Genomic DNA, 16721 nt, shown 5'->3' with positions numbered 1-16721 from the left:
GGGGCCGGCGTATGGGTTCGCGCCGCGGCATTATCGGTCTGAGTCTGATCGAGTTGATGATCGCGTTGCTGTTGGGCACATTGGTGATTGGTGCGGCGATTGGCATTTTTCTGGCCAATCGGCAGACCTACAGGACCACCGATAGCCTCGGGCGGATTCAGGAGAACGTGCGTACGGCTTTCGAGCTGATGGCCCGGGATATGCGCGAGGCTGCGGGTAATCCGTGCTCCAATTCGGTGCCCCTGGTGAACGTGGTCAACAGCGCCGGCACGCGTTGGTGGACTCGCCTGGATACCTGGGGCAATGCGGCGCGCGGCTACGGTGGTACCGAGGCGTTTGCTGATTCGGAATTTGGTTCGGGCCCGGCGGAGCGGATTTCCGGCACCGACGCCATCGAGCTGATTTCAACGGACAGCAATGTCTCGACGTTGGAGAGTCATGATCCGGCTGCAGCAACGATGTTGCTCAACAAGGCCAACCATGGGTTTGTTGCCGGCGATCTGGCCTTGGTGTGCAACCCCAGGCAGGCCAGTGTTTTCCAGGTAAGCAGTGTTGTCGGCAGCAGCATCGGTCACGGCACGGGGGGTAGTCCTGGCAACTGTACGGCGGCGCTCGGGATGCCGCTCAACTGTGGAGGCGGGGCGACGTTCAAGTACCCGCAGCCCAGCTCGGTGGTTGCGCGGCTCAGCGCCACGCGTTGGTTCATTGCCAACAACCCCAATGGCCGGCCGTCCTTGTATCAGACCCGTCTGACCAGTGCCGGGCCGGTCTCACAGGAGGTGGTTGAAGGTGTCAGCAGCATGACCTTCACCTATCTGCTGGATGGTGCCGGGTCCTACGTCGATGCGGCAGCCGTGGGCAGCAGCTGGCCTCAGCTCAAGGCTGTGCGTGTTTCCATGACCTTCATTGGAGAGCCGAATACGGGGGCGGGTGGTGTGCCTTTGACTCGTACCCTGACCCAGGTTGTCAGCATCCGGAATCGCAATCCATGAAGGCTTTCAGTCGAAACAACGCAATGAGGGCGCAGCAGCGGGGCATCTCCTTGCTGATTGTGCTGGTGCTGCTATTGATCATGACGTTGCTGGGTCTGGCGATCCTCCGCAATACCATGATGGAGGAGCGCATGACGGCCAATATGTACGAGCGCAGCCTTGCATTCCAGGCCGCCGAATCCGCGCTCCGTCAGGGGGAGCTGATTGCCGCAGGGACGCCAGCGGCACCGTCGTCGGGTTGCAACAACCTTGGCGTCTGCGCCAAGCCTGATCCAGCGGTTGCGGATCGCTGGGCGGATTCCAGCTTCACCGGCTGGGTGGAGGCCACCGCGATTCCGGATGCCAGTCCGGCGCCGCCGCCGTCAGCGTACTTCGTCGAGTACATGGGGGAGGCACCCAGTTGGCCGGGTTGCGACCGTCAGGTGCCGATGCCTACCCTGTGTATGGCTCCCAGTTTCCGGGTCACCGCGCGTAGTACGGACGATGCGCGGGCCACGGTGGTTGTCCAGTCCAATTTCCTGGTTCGTTGAGGATTGACATGAAAACTCATATTCAAACCAAGCGTAGCCAGTGCGCGGACGGGTTGTCCAAACTTGCTCCTGGAGCTCTGGCGTTTGCAGTGACACTGTTGGCGCTGCCGGCCAGTGCCGGAATCGTGCTGCCGAACGACCCGTTGACCACTGAAACGCGGGTCGCCCCCAATGTGCTGTTCATTCTCGACGATTCGGGCTCCATGGCATTTGATGCCATGCCGGCCAATTCAATCTCGGGCTTCGCCGGCCGCGCCTACACCATCAATACGGTTTACTACGATCCTTCCCGTACCTATCTGCCCTGGCAAAGTGCCGATGGTGGGTTGATGACGGGCGGCACCAGTTACAGCGCCGTCTATGCCGATTTTAATATCGTGGGTAATGCCACGATTGATCTGGCTGATACAGGCAGCTGCCGCAAGTACAACAAGAATGACGACGCCACCAGTGGCACAACCAATAGTGGCACCGAGGTGTGTGGTGGCACCCAGACCTTTTACGTGCCCAAGGATACGACGCAGACAGCGTCCACCTATCTGAATAATCAGGCGAATTACTACCGCTACCAGATTCACACCGATGGTCGGGTGGTGCGCAGCCAGTACGGCACCCGGGTGGTGGGTCAGGCCAATCGCGGCTGTGGTAACAAAAACAATGAATGGGGTTCTTGTGAGTACGTAACGCCCACCACTACCCGCAACGAGGCTGCTGAGAGAACCAACTACGCAACGTGGTTTTCCTATCATCGCACCCGCATGAAGGCAGCAAAGGCAGGTGCCGGTGTTGCGTTCAGTAAGTTGGGGCAGAACGTACGCGTTGGTTATCGGACGATCTGGGGTCGTAACGGCAGTACTACCACCACCAACTGGCCAACGCAGGCCAGTCCGATTCCGGTCAACTACAACAACGGAATTTTTTCGGATCCCAACGGTGTCACGGGTGACAACAACAACCGTAGTCGTTGGTATGCGCGTCTGTACGGCACCATTGGCTTCAATGGCACTCCCTTGCATGGCGCCTTGGACAATGCCGGACGTTATTTTTCCGACAATGCCAGTGGTGGCGCTTATGGGCCGGAAGCTGCAAGAGATCAGTATTCTTGCCGGCAGAATTTCACGATTCTGACGACTGATGGCTATTGGAATAATCTCAGTGGATTGCCAGGTGAACAGGATAATCAGGACGGCCTGAAAATTACCGGCCCGGGTGATCGGTCCTATCAATATTTGAAGGGCGCGCCGTATGCCAGTTCTGCGTCCGACACGCTGGCTGACGTGGCGATGCGCTATTGGAAGAATGATCTGCGTACCGACCTGACCAATGATGTGCCGACCAATGGTTCCGACCCGGGTTTCTGGCAGCATATGGTTACCTTCGGCATCGCGATCGGTCTTGCCGGTAACACCGGCTTCAAGAGCGTGGCTGAAGTTCCTGCCAATTTCAGTTCCTGGCCCAATCCGAACGACGATGAGGACGGGGATCGTATTGACGATCTTTTGCATGCCGCGGTCAATGGACGGGGGCAGTTTGTTTCTGCGGGCGACCCGGAGGCATTTGCACGCGGTCTCTCCAACGCCTTGGCTGCCATTACCGAGCGGATCGGCTCATTCTCGAATGTGAGCGCCAATTCGACCTCGCTGGATACCGGTGCAAAGGTGTTCCAGGCCAGTTATATCTCGGGTGTCTGGACGGGCCAGGTTGCCGCTTATGCAATAGCCAATCAGGTTGTTTCTTCAGATCCCACCTGGCGCGCTTCCGAGGGTGTTCCGACCACCAATCGCAAGGTATTCAGTAGTACTGGTACTGCAGGCACGGTGTTTCCTGCAGGAGCAACTGCCGATCAGTTGACAGCCTTGGCACGCACGGGTGTTAACGACTACCCGGTAACGGCGGCCGACAACGCGGCGTACATCGCTGGCGCCCGCAACCTCGAGCAGAGCCAGGGCGGCACCCTGCGCAACCGCAACTATCTGTTTGGCGACGTGGTGAATTCATCTCCGGCCTATGTAAAAGATACGGAGACGATTTATGTCGGTGCCAACGATGGCATGTTGCATGCGATCAATGCCGTCAATGGCAGCGAGCTGTTCACGTTCATTCCCAGTGGTATCAACTGGACAAACCTGGGGCAGATCAGCCGGCCGGACTACGCACATCGGTTCTTCGTCGATGGGCCGATGGTGGTCTCAACGCGTGCGCAGACACCTGACCAGAATGTGCTTGTCGGTGCGCTTGGCAAGGGTGGCAAAGGCTTGTTTGCGCTGGATGTGACTGATCCGGCGAACTTCGGTGCACGCAGCTACAAATGGGAAACCAGTGCGTCCAGTGCAAATATGGGTCTGGTGCAGTCGCGCCCCGTCATTGCCAAGCTCAATGATGGCTCAACGGCGGTCATCGTGGCCAATGGCATCAACAGCACGAATGGCCATGCGGTGCTGATGATGTATGACCTGCAAACGGGAGCCCTGATCAAGGAGATTGATACCGGGGTCGGCTCGGGGGTGGCTGGTGATGTCAACTCCAACGGCCTGTTTGCGCCCACTGGCTGGGACGCTGATGGCAATGGCACTGTTGATTATGTCTACGGCGGCGACATGCTGGGCAATGTCTGGAAATTCGACATCTCTGCTGCTGCCGCCTCGAGCTGGGTCGTGTCGGGCGGGGCGCCGTTGTTCCAGGCGGTTGATTCTTCGGGTACGGCTCAGCCGATCACCTCGGGTCTGAGTATCTCGATGCATCCGACCACCTATCAGACCTGGGTGATGTTCGGCACCGGTCGCCTGATGACGGTTGGTGATATGAGCAACAAGAGTGTGCAGACGCTGTACGGCATCATTGATGACGGTTCGGCCAAGGCGCGTCGCGGTGACAATGCCAACTTGACCGGGCGCAGCGTGGTTGTCGGTGGCAGTTATGGTGGCTATCCGGTGCGTTCGTTTGAGCCCAAGGCAGCATTGCCGATGGGCTCGAAGGGCTGGTTTGTGGATCTGCTTCAGCCGGGTACCAGTGGTTCCACCGCGCAGGGTGAGCGTGTAGTCAGTGATTCGCAGATGGTTGGAGACGTATTGATCGTTTCCAGCGTCATTCCGACTTCCGAAGCCTGCCAGCCAGACGGCAGGGGCTATCTGAATGCACTTGATGCTTACACCGGCACCAGCACCGGGCCTTCCCTGTTCGATCTCAACGGTGATGGCAGCTATACCGATGAAGTATTGACCAATGGCGATACCAAGCTGCCTATCGGCTCGGTCGATCTCGGCGTGGGTATGCCGACCCTGGCGGACGTGCTGCGTGGCATCGCGGTGCTGGGTGGCTCCAGTGGTGGTCGGGCCAAGGTCAATGTGCGTGAGACGCGTAATGTGGGTCGCGTGTCCTGGCGTGAAATCATTAATAACTGATGGGGGCGGGAATGAAGCAGTTGATGCATCGGCAGCGTGGCTTCACGCTCGTAGAAATCATGATCGTGGTGTTGATTATCGCGGTGTTGGCGGCGATCGCCTATCCGAGCTACCAGAACCACGTTGTCAAGACGCGGCGTGCGGCGGCTTCGGCGTGCCTGCTGGAGTCGGCGCAGATGGCCGAGCGCTATTTCACGACCAACCTGACCTATGTGGGGGCGGCAGTGAGTCAGTGTGGTAATGGTTTGGACAATTTCTACACCATCGGTTTTGACGGCGATCCTGCCGCACGTTCTTACACGCTGCAGGCTGTCCCCAAAGGCTTGCAGGAGACCAAGGATGTCAAGTGCGGGACGCTCAAGGTGACGTCGCAAGGCGTAAAGAGTGTTACTGGCTCGGATAGCGGTGCGCCGACCAAGTGTTTTTGATCGGCCGAAGGGGAGTTGCGCTGCAACTCCCCTTCGCTATGTTTCGCGCACAAAAAAACCTGCCGATGGCAGGTTTTTTTTTGGCGCCCGAAGTTGGACTCGAACCAACGACCCCCTGATTAACAGTCAAGTGCTCTAACCGGCTGAGCTATTCGGGCGGGGAGGCGCATTATAGGTAGATGAGCGAACGTGTGCAACACCCTTCGCTCGAGTGCGTTGTCAGTGGCAGCTTGTACCGACTGGGGTGGCTTCGCTGCGGACGCGGCCGCCGTTACTGACCACGATTTTGCTCGACATGGCGCCTGAGGTGCAGATGCGGAAGCTTGTGTTAGCGCCGGTGCTGCGCCCATCGGGAAGATAGCGCAAGCGCGTACGGCCTTTGTTGCTGTAAATGTGAACCCGGGTATTGGCGGGTAGTTGTGCTGTCATCAGGATCCGAGCTGAGCGTGCAGTGGCTGCAGGGTTTGGCGCTGAATCCATCACCAGCCAGCCAAGGCTCCAGTTGTTGTCCGCACGGCAGCTGGTGCCGTCCGAGGATGGGCAGAGTGTGGCGACGCGGCGCTGGGTCACGGCGTGATTGCGCGCGAGGGCGATATGGCTGACCAACAGGTTCGCGGAGCTGATGGCACGTTGTTTTTCCGTCAGTTTCAGCATGTGGGGTAGGGTGATAGCGCCGAGAATCAGGCCAATCGCCATGACCATGGTGGCCTCCAGCAGCGTAAGGCCGCGCATGGCATGAGGCGTGGCTGTGCTGGGTTGGTTCATGTTCGGCCTGTGGCTGCGCGGGTGCCGCGGGATGATCATCCTGTGGTAGGGCAGGCTTCGCCTTCGGCAACGGCTGCTCTGGAAGGTCAGGCTTGTGCGTGATCGGGGTGCAGGGATGGCGGGGCTATACTGGGCAGTCCGTATAGGCGCCATCGATATGTCAGACAGCTTCCAGCTCGTATCGCCGTATTCGCCCTCCGGCGACCAGCCGGCTGCCATCGAAAAGCTGGTGGCCAACTTTGAAGCGGGCATCGCCAAGCAGACCCTGCTGGGCGTTACCGGTTCCGGCAAGACCTACACCATCGCCAACGTGGTGCAACAGGTGCAGCGCCCGACTCTGGTGATGGCGCCGAACAAGACTCTGGCGGCGCAGCTTTACGGCGAATTCAAGGCGTTCTTTCCGCATAACGCGGTGGAGTACTTCGTCAGCTACTACGACTACTACCAGCCCGAAGCCTATGTGCCGTCCTCGGATACCTTCATCGAGAAGGACAGTTCGATCAACGAGCACATCGAGCAGATGCGGCTTGCGGCAACCAAGACGCTGTTGTCGCGTCCCGATGCCATCGTGGTGGCGACGGTGTCGGCGATCTATGGCCTGGGCGCGCCGGAAGACTACCTGTCGCTGCGCTTGATCCTGTCCAAGGGCGAGCGCATTGATCAGCGTGATCTGATCAAGCACCTGACCCAGCTGCAGTACACCCGCAACGAGTACGAGTTGCAGCGCGGTACCTTCCGCGTGCGTGGCGAAGTGATTGATGTGTTCCCGGCCGAGCTGGACAGCGAGGCGCTGCGTATCGAGCTGTTCGATGGCGATATCGAGCAGCTCAGCATGTTCGACCCGCTCACCGGTGAAAGCCTGCGCAAGATGCAGCGCTACACCATCTACCCCAAGACCCACTACGCCACCACGCGCGAGCGGGTGCTGGCGGCGGTGGAGACCATCAAGGTCGAGTTGAAGGAGCGGCTGGAGCAGCTGTACGCACAGAACAAGCTGGTCGAGGCGCAGCGGCTGGCCCAGCGCACCCAGTACGATCTGGAAATGATGGCCGAGGTTGGCTACTGCAACGGCATCGAAAACTATTCGCGGCATCTCACCGGCAAGGCGCCGGGCGAGCCGCCGCCGACCCTGTTCGACTACCTGCCGCCGGATGCACTGCTGGTCATCGATGAGTCGCACGTGACCATTCCGCAGATCGGCGCGATGTACAAGGGTGACCGTTCGCGCAAGGAAACCCTGGTCGAATTCGGCTTCCGACTGCCATCGGCGCTGGATAACCGCCCGCTGCGTTTCGAGGAGTGGGAGGCGCGCTCGCCGCGTGCCATCTACGTGTCGGCCACGCCTGGTCCCTACGAGCTGCGCGAGTCCGGCAACGACATCACCGAGCTGGTGGTGCGCCCGACTGGCTTGATCGATCCGGAGGTGGAGATCCGTCCGGTCGGCACCCAGGTGGACGACCTGATGTCGCAGGCCAATGAACGCATCAAGATGGGCGACCGCGTGCTGGTCACCACGTTGACCAAGCGCATGGCCGAGAACCTCACCGAATACCTCAGCGAACACGGCATCCGCGTGCGCTATCTGCACTCGGACGTGGATACGGTGGAGCGTGTGGAAATCATCCGTGACCTGCGCTTGGGCAAGTTTGATGTGCTGGTCGGCATCAACCTGCTGCGCGAAGGCTTGGATATGCCGGAGGTGTCGCTGGTGGCGATCCTGGATGCGGACAAGGAGGGCTTCCTGCGCTCCACCGGCTCGCTGATCCAGACCATCGGCCGCGCCGCGCGTAACGTGCGCGGCAAGGCCATCCTGTATGCCGACAAGATGACCCGTTCGATGCAGGCGGCCATTGACGAGACCGATCGGCGTCGGCAGAAGCAGGTCGAGTACAACCAGGAGCACGGCATCGTGCCGCAGTCGGTGGTGCGGCCCATCGTGGATATTCTGGAAGGTGCGCACGACGAAGGCTCACCCAAGTCCGGCGCCAAGGGCAAGGGTCGGCGCGTGGCCGAGCCCGAGAGCGATTACCTGCCGCTGGAGCCGGCCAAGCTGGCTGCACGCCTCAAGGAGTTGGAGCAGCAGATGTACCAGCACGCGCGCGACCTCGAGTTCGAGGACGCCGCGCGCGTTCGTGACCAGATCCATCGCCTGAAGGAGGCGAATCTGGGCTGAAATCCGCCGCTGTGAAGTTTTTCCAGAAAACGGTTGTTCTTCGTGAAGAGCAGGGTTAAGATACGCGCCCTCGCAGCGAAGAATTGTTGCTGAGAAGGGCGGTTAGCTCAGCGGTAGAGCACTACCTTGACATGGTAGGGGTCACAGGTTCGAACCCTGTACCGCCCACCACTTCCTCGGGAAGTGGCGACGAAAGCCCGGCGCAGGCCGGGCTTTGTGTTTCCGGATGATGTTACGCGTTGCGGTAGGGGTGGGTTTGGCCCTGGCAGCGTGGATAGGTTTCAAAGCGGGCGGTTAGCTCAGCGGTAGAGCACTACCTTGACATGGTAGGGGTCACAGGTTCGAACCCTGTACCGCCCACCACTTTCACTGGAAAGTGGCGATGAAAAACCCGGCCCAGGCCGGGTTTTTTGGTTTTCGGACGAAGCCGGGGCCTGCGGCGGAGGCGGTCTGTGCCGGATTGGTTTAATATCACTCCAGTAACCCCTTCGGCAGCCAAGGTGGCCCGCGCAAAGCGTCGGCCGAGCGTGTGACATGAGCACTACCATCGCCCATTGCTGATTTGCCGCCACCGCCCTGATGCCAGGCGCCGTCGTGGCGCTTTTTTATTGCTCCGATTCCCATGAACTCCCTTGAAGCTGCGCCTGTTGGCGTAGTTTCCAGCCCGCCCGGCGGGCCGTGACCTTTGGTGACCCCATGATCAACATCACTCTCCCAGACGGCAGCGTCCGTCAGTTCGAAAACCCGGTCAGCGTCATGGACGTTGCCCAGTCCATCGGTGCGGGTCTGGCCAAGGCCACCATTGCCGGTGCCGTGGATGGCGTGCTGGTTGATGCCAGCGACGTGATCGACCACGACGCCTCGCTGCGCATCATCACCGCCAAGGACGAGGAGGGCGTGGAAATCATCCGCCACTCCTGCGCTCACCTGGTAGGTCATGCGGTGAAGCAGTTGTACCCGGAGGCCAAGATGGTGATCGGCCCGGTCATCGCCGAAGGCTTCTACTACGACATCTACAACGAGCGCCCGTTCACGCCGGAAGACATGGCGGCGATCGAAAAGCGCATGGGCGAGCTGATCGCGCAGGACTATGACGTCGTCAAGAAGGTCACCCCGCGTGCGGAAGTGGTTGAGATCTTCAAGGCGCGTGGCGAGGACTACAAGCTGCGCCTGATCGAAGACATGTCCGACGACATCAGCGCGATGGGCATGTACTACCACCAGGAATACGTGGACATGTGCCGTGGCCCGCACGTGCCGAATACCCGTTTCCTGAAGTCTTTCAAGCTGACGCGCATCTCCGGTGCGTATTGGCGCGGCGATGCCAAGAACGAGCAGCTGCAGCGCATCTACGGCACCGCATGGGCCGACAAGAAGCAGCTTGAGGCTTACATCAAGCGCATCGAAGAAGCCGAAATGCGCGACCATCGCCGCATCGGCAAGCAGCAGGACCTGTTCCACCTGCAGGAAGAAGCGCCGGGCCTGGTGTTCTGGCATCCGAAGGGCTGGTCGATCTGGCAGGTCGTCGAGCAGTACATGCGCAACGTGTACCGTCAGAGCGGCTACGGCGAAGTGCGCTGCCCGCAGATCCTTGACGTGAGCCTGTGGAAGAAGTCCGGTCACTGGGACAACTACCAGGACAATATGTTCTTCACCGAATCGGAGAAGCGCACCTATGCGCTGAAGCCGATGAACTGCCCGGGTCACGTGCAGTTGTTCAACCAGGGCCTGCACAGCTACCGCGACCTGCCGATCCGTTACGGCGAGTTTGGTGCCTGCCATCGCAACGAGCCGTCGGGCGCGCTGCACGGCATCCTGCGCGTGCGCGGCTTCACCCAGGACGATGGCCACATCTTCTGCACCGAGAGCCAGGTCGAAGCCGAAGTGACGGCCTTCCACCAGCAGGCGCTGGCGGTGTACAAGGCGTTTGGCTTTGAAGAAATCCAGATCAAGATCGCGCTGCGTCCGGAGTCGCGTCTGGGCGACGACGAGACCTGGGACAAGGCCGAGGGCGCGCTGCGCACCGCGCTGTCCAGCTGCGGCGTGGAGTGGCAGGAGCTGCCGGGCGAGGGTGCGTTCTACGGCCCGAAGATCGAGTACCACCTGAAGGATGCCATCGGCCGTACCTGGCAGCTGGGCACCATGCAGGTCGACTTCATGATGCCGGGCCGTCTCGGTGCTGAATACGTGGACGAGAACAGCCAGAAGCGCCATCCGGTGATGCTGCACCGGGCGATTGTCGGCTCGATGGAGCGTTTCCTGGGCATTTTGATCGAACAGCATGCCGGCGCGTTCCCGACCTGGCTGGCGCCGGTGCAGGTGGTGGTGGCCAATATCACCGACGCCCAGGCCGATTACGTCGACGAAGTTCGCAAAAGCCTTGCAAATCAAGGCTTCCGGGTTGACGCCGATTTGCGCAACGAAAAGATCGGCTATAAGATTCGCGAGCATACGCTGCAGCGGGTGCCGTATCTGCTGGTCGTGGGTGACCGCGAGAAGGAGAACGGGGCCGTGGCGGTACGCACGCGGTCCGGTGAAGACCTTGGTTCGATGTCGGTTCAGGCCTTCGTCGAGCGGCTGCAGGCAGAATTGAAACATTGAAGTAAGTAGGGCCCCGGCCCCGGCGGACACTCCGCAGGGCCGGTACTAATCCACTTGGAGATTGCAATATCAGTATCCCTGACAACAAACAGAACCGTCGCAACCAGGAAATCCGCGTTCCGCGCGTGCGCGTGATCGGTAGTGATGGTGAAATGATTGGCGTGCTCACGCGCGACGAGGCGCTGTCGATGGCCGAAGACGAAGGTCTTGATCTGGTTGAGATCCAGCCGCAGGCCGATCCGCCGGTCTGCAAGATCATGGACTTCGGCAAGTTCAAGTTCGAAGCGCAGAAGAAGGCCAACGAGGCCAAGAAGAAGACCAAGCAGGTCGAGATCAAGGAAGTGAAGTTCCGTCCGGTAACGGACGAGGGCGACTACCAGATCAAGCTGCGCAAGATGCGCGGTTTCCTCGAAGAGGGCGACAAGATCAAGGTCAACATCCGCTTCCGTGGCCGCGAAATGAGCCATCAGGAACTGGGTCGCGAAATGGCCAACCGGATCGAGGCTGATCTGGGTGAGGACATCGTGATCGAGTCCCGTCCGCGCCTGGAAGGCCGGCAGATGGTCATGATGATTGCGCCGAAGAAGAAATAAGCCGTTGGCCTGCGGGCCGCTGCTTTGCTGAACGGGGAGGGGCCATGGCTACCTCCCTGTTGGCATGCCTGTTCAGCTGATTTGAGCGCCAGCCCACTTGCTGTTTGCAAGCGACTGACGCGCAAGGCATAATGGGCGGCCCGGTTCGCCGGGTTTGTTGTTTGCTTCATCGTTTTTCGCTTCACCCAGGACCTGCCTGCCTCCAGTGGGAGTGTGGGCTTTAAACAGACAAGGGCAGGGACGGAAAGTGTGGGTAAAACCACCGCCCAGTCAGTGAAAAGAGACCATCAAGGACATAGCAATGCCCAAGATCAAGACCAACCGGGCGGCGGCCAAGCGTTTCCGCAAGACCGCCTCCGGCAAGTACAAGTGCGGTCACGCCAATCGTAGCCACATCCTCACGAAGAAAGCGACCAAGCGGAAGCGTAACCTGCGTCAGACGAATCACGTCCGCGCAGAAGACGCAGGCCGTCTGGACCGTATGCTTCCCTACCTCTGAGGACTGAACCATGGCACGAGTAAAGCGTGGTGTGCAGGCGCGCCGCCGCCACAAGAAAGTATTGGATCTCGCCAAGGGCTATTACAACGCCCGTCGCAAGGTCTTCCGCGTTGCCAAGCAGGCAGTCATCAAGGCACAGCAGTACGCCTACATTGGCCGTAAGCAGAAGAAGCGCAATTTCCGTTCGCTGTGGATCACCCGCATCAATGCGGCTGCCCGCATCAACGGCCTGAGCTACAGCCGTTTCATGAACGGCCTGCTGAAGGCCGGTATCACCCTGGACCGTAAGGTTCTGGCTGATATCGCCGTGCACGACGCAGCCGGTTTTGCCGCTCTGGCAGAAAAGGCCAAGGGCGCACTGGCGGCATAAGTTCTTCCTGCAGCGGTTGTAGCGTTCACGCGCAACGGCTGTGGTGAGACAATGCATGGGGAAGGGCGCAAGTCCTTCCCCATTCTTTTTTGTGTTGGTTGCCGCTGCCGATGGTTGCGCGGCGATCAGGCACTGGTGGCGACGGGGGTCGGCCCGGCGCATACCGCGTAGGCATGCCGGCCAGAGGTTTCGTCGATCCCATGAGTGACATCCAATCCTTGACCGCGCAGGCGCTGGCCGATGTGGCCGCGGCGCAGAGCCCGGACGCACTGGAAAGCCTGCGTGTTTCCCTGTTGGGCAAGAGTGGCAGCATCACCGCCCAGCTCAAGCAGCTCGGTGGCTTGCCGGCCGATGAGCGCAAGGCAGCAGGCGAGGCGATCAATATCGCGCGCGACGCGGTGTCCTCGGCCCTGGGTGAGCGCAAGGCGCTGCTGGAAAGCGCTGCGCTGGACGCGCGTCTGGCCGCTGAAAACATCGATGTCACCCTGCCGGGCCGCCATGGCGAACGCGGTGGCCTGCACCCGGTCACGCGCACCCTGGAGCGCATCACCGAAATCTTCGGCCGCCTCGGTTACGAGCTGTCCGAAGGCCCGGAAATCGAAGACGACTGGCACAACTTCGAAGCGCTGAACTTCCCGCCGCATCACCCGGCGCGTGCCATGCACGACACCTTCTACTTCGGCGATGGCCGCCTGTTGCGCACGCATACCTCCGGTGTGCAGGTGCGCTACATGGGCGACCACAAGCCGCCGCTGCGCATGATCGCCGCCGGCAAGGTGTACCGCAGCGACAGCGACCAGACCCACTCGCCGATGTTCCATCAGGTCGAAGGCCTGCTGGTGGACGAGCACTCCAACTTCGCCGACCTCAAGGGCACCTTGTCCGAGTTCGTGCGTGCCTTCTTCGAGCGCGATTTTGAAATGCGTTTCCGCCCGAGCTACTTCCCGTTCGTGGAGCCGGGTGCGGAAGTGGACATCGCCTGGCAGCAGCCCGATGGCAGCACCCGCTGGCTGGAAGTGCTGGGCTGCGGCATGGTCCACCCGAACGTGCTGAAGTCGGTCGGCATCGACCCGGAGCGCTACACCGGCTTCGCCTTCGGCCTGGGCGTGGAACGTTTTGCGATGCTGCGCTACGGCGTCAACGACCTGCGCGCCTTCTTCGAAAACGACGTCCGCTTCCTCAAGCAGTTCGCCTAACCGCAGCTGTAGTGCCGAGCCATGCTCGGCAGCTTTTAAACGTTGACCAACCCCAGGCGCAAAGCGCCGGGTATCAACAAAAAACCGCAACGGGAGGCCCGCCTCCCATCAAGGTAAAGACATGAAATTCTCTGAAAGCTGGCTGCGCAGCCACGTACCGACCAGCGCATCGCGCGACGAACTCAGCGCTGTGCTGACCGCCATCGGCCTGGAAGTCGAAGAAGTCACCGCACTGGGCGCCGGCCTGGACAACGTGGTGGTTGCGCGCATCGTTGAAGCCACTCGCCATCCGGAGGCCGACCGCCTGCAGATCTGCAAGGTCGACGCAGGTCAGGCCGAGCTGCTGCAGATCGTCTGCGGCGCGCCGAACGCGCGTCCGGGCCTGGTTGCACCGCTGGCCATGGTCGGCGCGCAGATTGGCGAGCTGAAGATCAAGCCGGCCAAGCTGCGCGGCGTGGAATCCAACGGCATGCTGTGCTCGGCCAAGGAACTTGGCCTGGACAACGACGCCTCCGGCCTGCTGGAACTGCCCGATGACGCGCCGGTTGGCACCGCGCTGGTGGACTATCTCGGCCTGCCGGATTCCAGCATCGAGATCAAACTGACCCCGAACCGTGCCGACTGCTTCAGCGTGCGTGGCATCGCCTTCGACGTGGCAGCTGCCACCCGCAGCGAAGTGAAGCCGTTCGCCGCCGACGCCGTGCCGGCACAGGCGACGCGCGAGCTCGCCATCCAGCTTGATGCCGGTGCAGAAGCGCCGCGTTACCTGGGCCGTGTGATCGAAGGCGTCAACGCCGCCGCCAACACCCCGCTGTGGATGGCCGAGCGCCTGCGCCGCAGTGGTGTACGTCCGGTGTCGCTGCTGGTCGACATCACCCAGTACGTGATGCTGGAACTTGGCCAGCCGATGCACGCCTACGATCTGGACACCCTGAAGGGCCAGATTGCCGTGCGCCGCTCGCGCGCCGGTGAAACCCTCAAGCTGCTTGACGGCCGCGATGCCGCGCTGGACGACAGCTTCCTGGTGGTGACCGACGCCGACCGTCCGGTGGGCCTGGCCGGCCTGATGGGCGGCTTCGATACCCGCGTCACCGATGCCACCAGCAAGGTGTTCCTGGAGGCAGCGCACTTCGCTCCGGCCGCGATCATGGGCCGTGGCCGCAAGCTCGGCCTGCATACCGATGCCGGCCACCGCTTCGAGCGCGGTGTTGACCCGCAGCTGCCGCGCATCGCCATCGAATACGCCACCCGGCTGGTGCTGGACCTGGCCGGCGGGACGCCCTCGCCGGTCACCGAGGCCGTGCGTGAAGCCGATTTGCCGGTTGCTGCCAGCATCCACCTGCGCCGCGCCCGCATCCAGCGCGTGCTCGGCATCCAGATCGAAGACGGCGAAGTCGAGCGCATCCTGCGCGCCCTCGGCATGCAGGTTGAGGCCGCCGCCGATGGCTGGAACGTGACCGGCCCGAGCCGTCGCTTCGATATCGCCATCGAAGAAGACCTGATCGAAGAACTGGCCCGTATCCACGGCTACGAGTCCATCCCGACCACCTTGCCGGGCGGCGCTGCGCGCATCGCCATGCCCAGCGAAACCCGTCTGGATGACCTCAGCGTGCGCCGCCAACTGGTGGCCCGCGAAATGCTGGAAACCATCAACTTCGCCTTCGTCGATGCCGAACTGCTGACGCAGTGGCAGCAGAATGAAGGCCTGGTCGCGCTGGCCAACCCGCTTTCGGCCGAGCTGGCGGTAATGCGCCCGCTGCTGCTGCCGGGGCTGGTCGCCACGCTGGGCCGCAATGTGGCCCGCCAGGCCGGCCGCGTGCGCCTGTTCGAGATCGGCCGCGTGTTCGAAGCGCAGACCGGCGAGGGCAAGCCCGCGCCCAAGGAAACCGTGCGTATCGCCGCGGCTGTGTGCGGTGATGCCGCCGCCCTGCAGTGGGGCGAGAAGGCGCGCAAGGTCGACTTCCATGACCTGAAGGGCGACCTGGAGTCATTGGCCGCTGCCTCCGGCGCCGTGCTGGAATTCCGCGCCTCGCAGCGCCCGTATGCGCACCCGGCACGTTCGGCTGATATCTGGCGCGACGGCCAGTGCATCGGCTGGATCGGCCAGTTGCATCCGCGCCTGGCCAAGGCCATGGAAGTGGACGTGGAGGTCTACGGCTTCGAGCTGGACCTGGCACCGCTGGCCGCGCGCGCACTGCCGCGTTCCAGCGAACTGTCACGTTTCCCGGCGGTGCGCCGTGATCTGGCGGTGGTCGTAGCTGAATCGGTCAGCTGGGCCGAACTGTCGGCCACCATCCGTGGTGCAGCTGGCGAGCTGCTGCGCGATGTCGCACTGTTCGACCGTTATATCGGCCAGGGTGTCGAGCCAGGCTTCAAGAGTTTGGCTATGGGCTTGATTTTGCAGGACAAGTCGCGCACATTGATGGACCGTGACGTGGAAGCCGTAGTCACCGATGTGGTGGCGGCGATTGATCACGGGCACGGCGCAAAGATCCGTGGCTGAGGCGGGATACAGGGAGCAGGCATGGCATTGACCAAGGCGGAGATGGCAGATCGTTTGTTCGACGAAGTTGGTCTGAACAAGCGCGAGGCCAAGGAGTTTGTCGACGCGTTTTTCGATGTGTTGCGCGATGCATTGGAGCAGGGACGTCAAGTGAAGCTGTCGGGCTTCGGCAATTTCGATCTGCGGCGCAAGAACCAGCGCCCCGGTCGCAACCCCAAGACCGGCGAGGAAATTCCGATTTCCGCCCGTACGGTAGTCACCTTCCGTCCGGGCCAAAAGCTCAAGGAGCGGGTGGAGGCATATGCTGGATCCGGGCAGTAACCGCGAACTTCCGCCGATTCCGGCCAAGCGCTACTTCACCATTGGTGAAGTCAGCGAGCTGTGCGATGTAAAGCCGCACGTGCTGCGCTACTGGGAAACCGAGTTCCCCAGCCTTGAGCCGGCCAAGCGCCGTGGCAACCGCCGCTACTATCAGCGCCACGATGTGCTGATGGTCCGGCAGATCCGCGGTCTGCTGTACGAACAGGGCTACACCATTGGTGGCGCCCGCCTGCGACTGGAAGGCGAGGGCGCCCGCGAAGAGTCGGCGCTGAGCAACCAGATCATCAAGCAGGTGCGCATGGAGCTGGAAGAAGTACTGCAACTGCTCCGACGCTGAGTTTTTTTGTGT

Annotated in this window: 14 protein-coding genes and 3 tRNA genes; 15 read left to right on the top strand and 2 right to left on the bottom strand. The window is 61.4% G+C overall.

Annotated features, from left to right (window positions below; translation table 11 throughout):
• Nucleotides 1–11 precede the first annotated feature (11 nt).
• Genes ABB27_RS13755 through ABB27_RS13740 form a run of 4 tightly spaced genes read left to right on the top strand, consistent with a single transcriptional unit; the run spans nucleotide 12 to nucleotide 5351 of the window.
• Complete coding sequence (locus ABB27_RS13755; protein WP_057629350.1) at nucleotides 12–992, top strand: PilW family protein; 981 nt, start codon at nucleotides 12–14, stop codon at nucleotides 990–992.
• A 23-nt stretch (nucleotides 993–1015) separates the two neighbouring features.
• Nucleotides 1016–1522: a pilus assembly PilX family protein gene (locus ABB27_RS13750; protein WP_057629349.1), complete on the top strand. Its 507-nt coding sequence runs from the start codon at nucleotides 1016–1018 to the stop codon at nucleotides 1520–1522.
• A gap of 8 nt (nucleotides 1523–1530) precedes the next feature.
• Nucleotides 1531–4923, top strand: coding sequence for a pilus assembly protein (locus tag ABB27_RS20215; RefSeq protein WP_211263714.1), 3393 nt, complete (start codon nucleotides 1531–1533; stop codon nucleotides 4921–4923).
• Between the two features lie 11 nt (nucleotides 4924–4934).
• Complete coding sequence (locus tag ABB27_RS13740) at nucleotides 4935–5351, top strand: type IV pilin protein (RefSeq protein ID WP_057629348.1); 417 nt, start codon at nucleotides 4935–4937, stop codon at nucleotides 5349–5351.
• 81 nt (nucleotides 5352–5432) lie between these two features.
• On the opposite strand, the gene ABB27_RS13735 is transcribed toward ABB27_RS13740, so the two are convergent.
• Nucleotides 5433–5509: transfer RNA gene (locus ABB27_RS13735), tRNA-Asn, on the bottom strand.
• 61 nt (nucleotides 5510–5570) lie between these two features.
• Nucleotides 5571–6116 (bottom strand): GspH/FimT family pseudopilin, encoded by a 546-nt coding sequence (locus ABB27_RS13730; protein ID WP_161809656.1) that lies wholly within the window; start codon nucleotides 6114–6116, stop codon nucleotides 5571–5573.
• Between the two features lie 157 nt (nucleotides 6117–6273).
• On the opposite strand from ABB27_RS13730, the gene uvrB reads away from it, so the two are divergent.
• The 11 genes from uvrB to ABB27_RS13675 all read left to right on the top strand — a co-directional run bounded on the left by uvrB (nucleotide 6274) and on the right by ABB27_RS13675 (nucleotide 16709).
• Complete coding sequence (gene uvrB, locus ABB27_RS13725; RefSeq protein WP_057629346.1) at nucleotides 6274–8289, top strand: excinuclease ABC subunit UvrB; 2016 nt, start codon at nucleotides 6274–6276, stop codon at nucleotides 8287–8289.
• A gap of 96 nt (nucleotides 8290–8385) precedes the next feature.
• A tRNA-Val gene (locus ABB27_RS13720) sits at nucleotides 8386–8460 on the top strand.
• A 117-nt stretch (nucleotides 8461–8577) separates the two neighbouring features.
• Nucleotides 8578–8652, top strand: a tRNA-Val gene (locus ABB27_RS13715).
• A gap of 333 nt (nucleotides 8653–8985) precedes the next feature.
• Nucleotides 8986–10890, top strand: coding sequence for a threonine--tRNA ligase (gene thrS, locus ABB27_RS13710; RefSeq protein ID WP_057629345.1), 1905 nt, complete (start codon nucleotides 8986–8988; stop codon nucleotides 10888–10890).
• Nucleotides 10891–10958: 68 nt separating this feature from the next.
• Nucleotides 10959–11483 (top strand): translation initiation factor IF-3, encoded by a 525-nt coding sequence (gene infC, locus ABB27_RS13705; RefSeq protein ID WP_057629344.1) that lies wholly within the window; start codon nucleotides 10959–10961, stop codon nucleotides 11481–11483.
• A gap of 301 nt (nucleotides 11484–11784) precedes the next feature.
• Complete coding sequence (gene rpmI / locus ABB27_RS13700) at nucleotides 11785–11982, top strand: 50S ribosomal protein L35 (RefSeq protein ID WP_002811096.1); 198 nt, start codon at nucleotides 11785–11787, stop codon at nucleotides 11980–11982.
• 10 nt (nucleotides 11983–11992) lie between these two features.
• Nucleotides 11993–12352 carry a 50S ribosomal protein L20 gene (gene rplT / locus ABB27_RS13695; RefSeq protein ID WP_054657697.1) on the top strand — a complete coding sequence of 120 codons (360 nt, stop codon included), beginning with the start codon at nucleotides 11993–11995 and terminating at the stop codon, nucleotides 12350–12352.
• 200 nt (nucleotides 12353–12552) lie between these two features.
• Nucleotides 12553–13548, top strand: coding sequence for a phenylalanine--tRNA ligase subunit alpha (gene pheS / locus ABB27_RS13690; protein WP_057629343.1), 996 nt, complete (start codon nucleotides 12553–12555; stop codon nucleotides 13546–13548).
• A gap of 121 nt (nucleotides 13549–13669) precedes the next feature.
• Nucleotides 13670–16051 (top strand): phenylalanine--tRNA ligase subunit beta, encoded by a 2382-nt coding sequence (gene pheT, locus ABB27_RS13685; RefSeq protein WP_057629342.1) that lies wholly within the window; start codon nucleotides 13670–13672, stop codon nucleotides 16049–16051.
• A 21-nt stretch (nucleotides 16052–16072) separates the two neighbouring features.
• Nucleotides 16073–16372 (top strand): integration host factor subunit alpha, encoded by a 300-nt coding sequence (locus tag ABB27_RS13680; RefSeq protein WP_054657702.1) that lies wholly within the window; start codon nucleotides 16073–16075, stop codon nucleotides 16370–16372.
• Nucleotides 16353–16709, top strand: coding sequence for a MerR family transcriptional regulator (locus tag ABB27_RS13675; RefSeq protein WP_057629341.1), 357 nt, complete (start codon nucleotides 16353–16355; stop codon nucleotides 16707–16709). Before ABB27_RS13680 ends, ABB27_RS13675 begins: the two co-directional genes overlap by 20 nt.
• Nucleotides 16710–16721: the final 12 nt, after the last annotated feature.

Source organism: Stenotrophomonas terrae (genome assembly GCF_001431465.1).
In the GTDB taxonomy this organism is placed as follows: domain Bacteria; phylum Pseudomonadota; class Gammaproteobacteria; order Xanthomonadales; family Xanthomonadaceae; genus Stenotrophomonas; species Stenotrophomonas terrae.
The sequence above is the reverse complement of the archived record's forward strand: the minus strand, read 5'-3'. Positions and strand labels throughout refer to the sequence as shown.

Bases quoted from the DNA above. Each gene is read 5' to 3' on its own strand.
- ABB27_RS13755 (WP_057629350.1), top strand. From the start codon at position 12: ATGGGTTCGCGCCGCGGCATTATCGGTCTGAGTCTGATCGAGTTGATG.
- ABB27_RS13750 (WP_057629349.1), top strand. From the start codon at position 1,016: ATGAGGGCGCAGCAGCGGGGCATCTCCTTGCTGATTGTGCTGGTGCTG.
- ABB27_RS20215 (WP_211263714.1), top strand. From the start codon at position 1,531: ATGAAAACTCATATTCAAACCAAGCGTAGCCAGTGCGCGGACGGGTTG.
- ABB27_RS13740 (WP_057629348.1), top strand. From the start codon at position 4,935: ATGAAGCAGTTGATGCATCGGCAGCGTGGCTTCACGCTCGTAGAAATC.
- ABB27_RS13730 (WP_161809656.1), bottom strand. From the start codon at position 6,116: ATGAACCAACCCAGCACAGCCACGCCTCATGCCATGCGCGGCCTTACG.
- uvrB (WP_057629346.1), top strand. From the start codon at position 6,274: ATGTCAGACAGCTTCCAGCTCGTATCGCCGTATTCGCCCTCCGGCGAC.
- thrS (WP_057629345.1), top strand. From the start codon at position 8,986: ATGATCAACATCACTCTCCCAGACGGCAGCGTCCGTCAGTTCGAAAAC.
- rpmI (WP_002811096.1), top strand. From the start codon at position 11,785: ATGCCCAAGATCAAGACCAACCGGGCGGCGGCCAAGCGTTTCCGCAAG.
- rplT (WP_054657697.1), top strand. From the start codon at position 11,993: ATGGCACGAGTAAAGCGTGGTGTGCAGGCGCGCCGCCGCCACAAGAAA.
- pheS (WP_057629343.1), top strand. From the start codon at position 12,553: ATGAGTGACATCCAATCCTTGACCGCGCAGGCGCTGGCCGATGTGGCC.
- pheT (WP_057629342.1), top strand. From the start codon at position 13,670: ATGAAATTCTCTGAAAGCTGGCTGCGCAGCCACGTACCGACCAGCGCA.
- ABB27_RS13680 (WP_054657702.1), top strand. From the start codon at position 16,073: ATGGCATTGACCAAGGCGGAGATGGCAGATCGTTTGTTCGACGAAGTT.
- ABB27_RS13675 (WP_057629341.1), top strand. From the start codon at position 16,353: ATGCTGGATCCGGGCAGTAACCGCGAACTTCCGCCGATTCCGGCCAAG.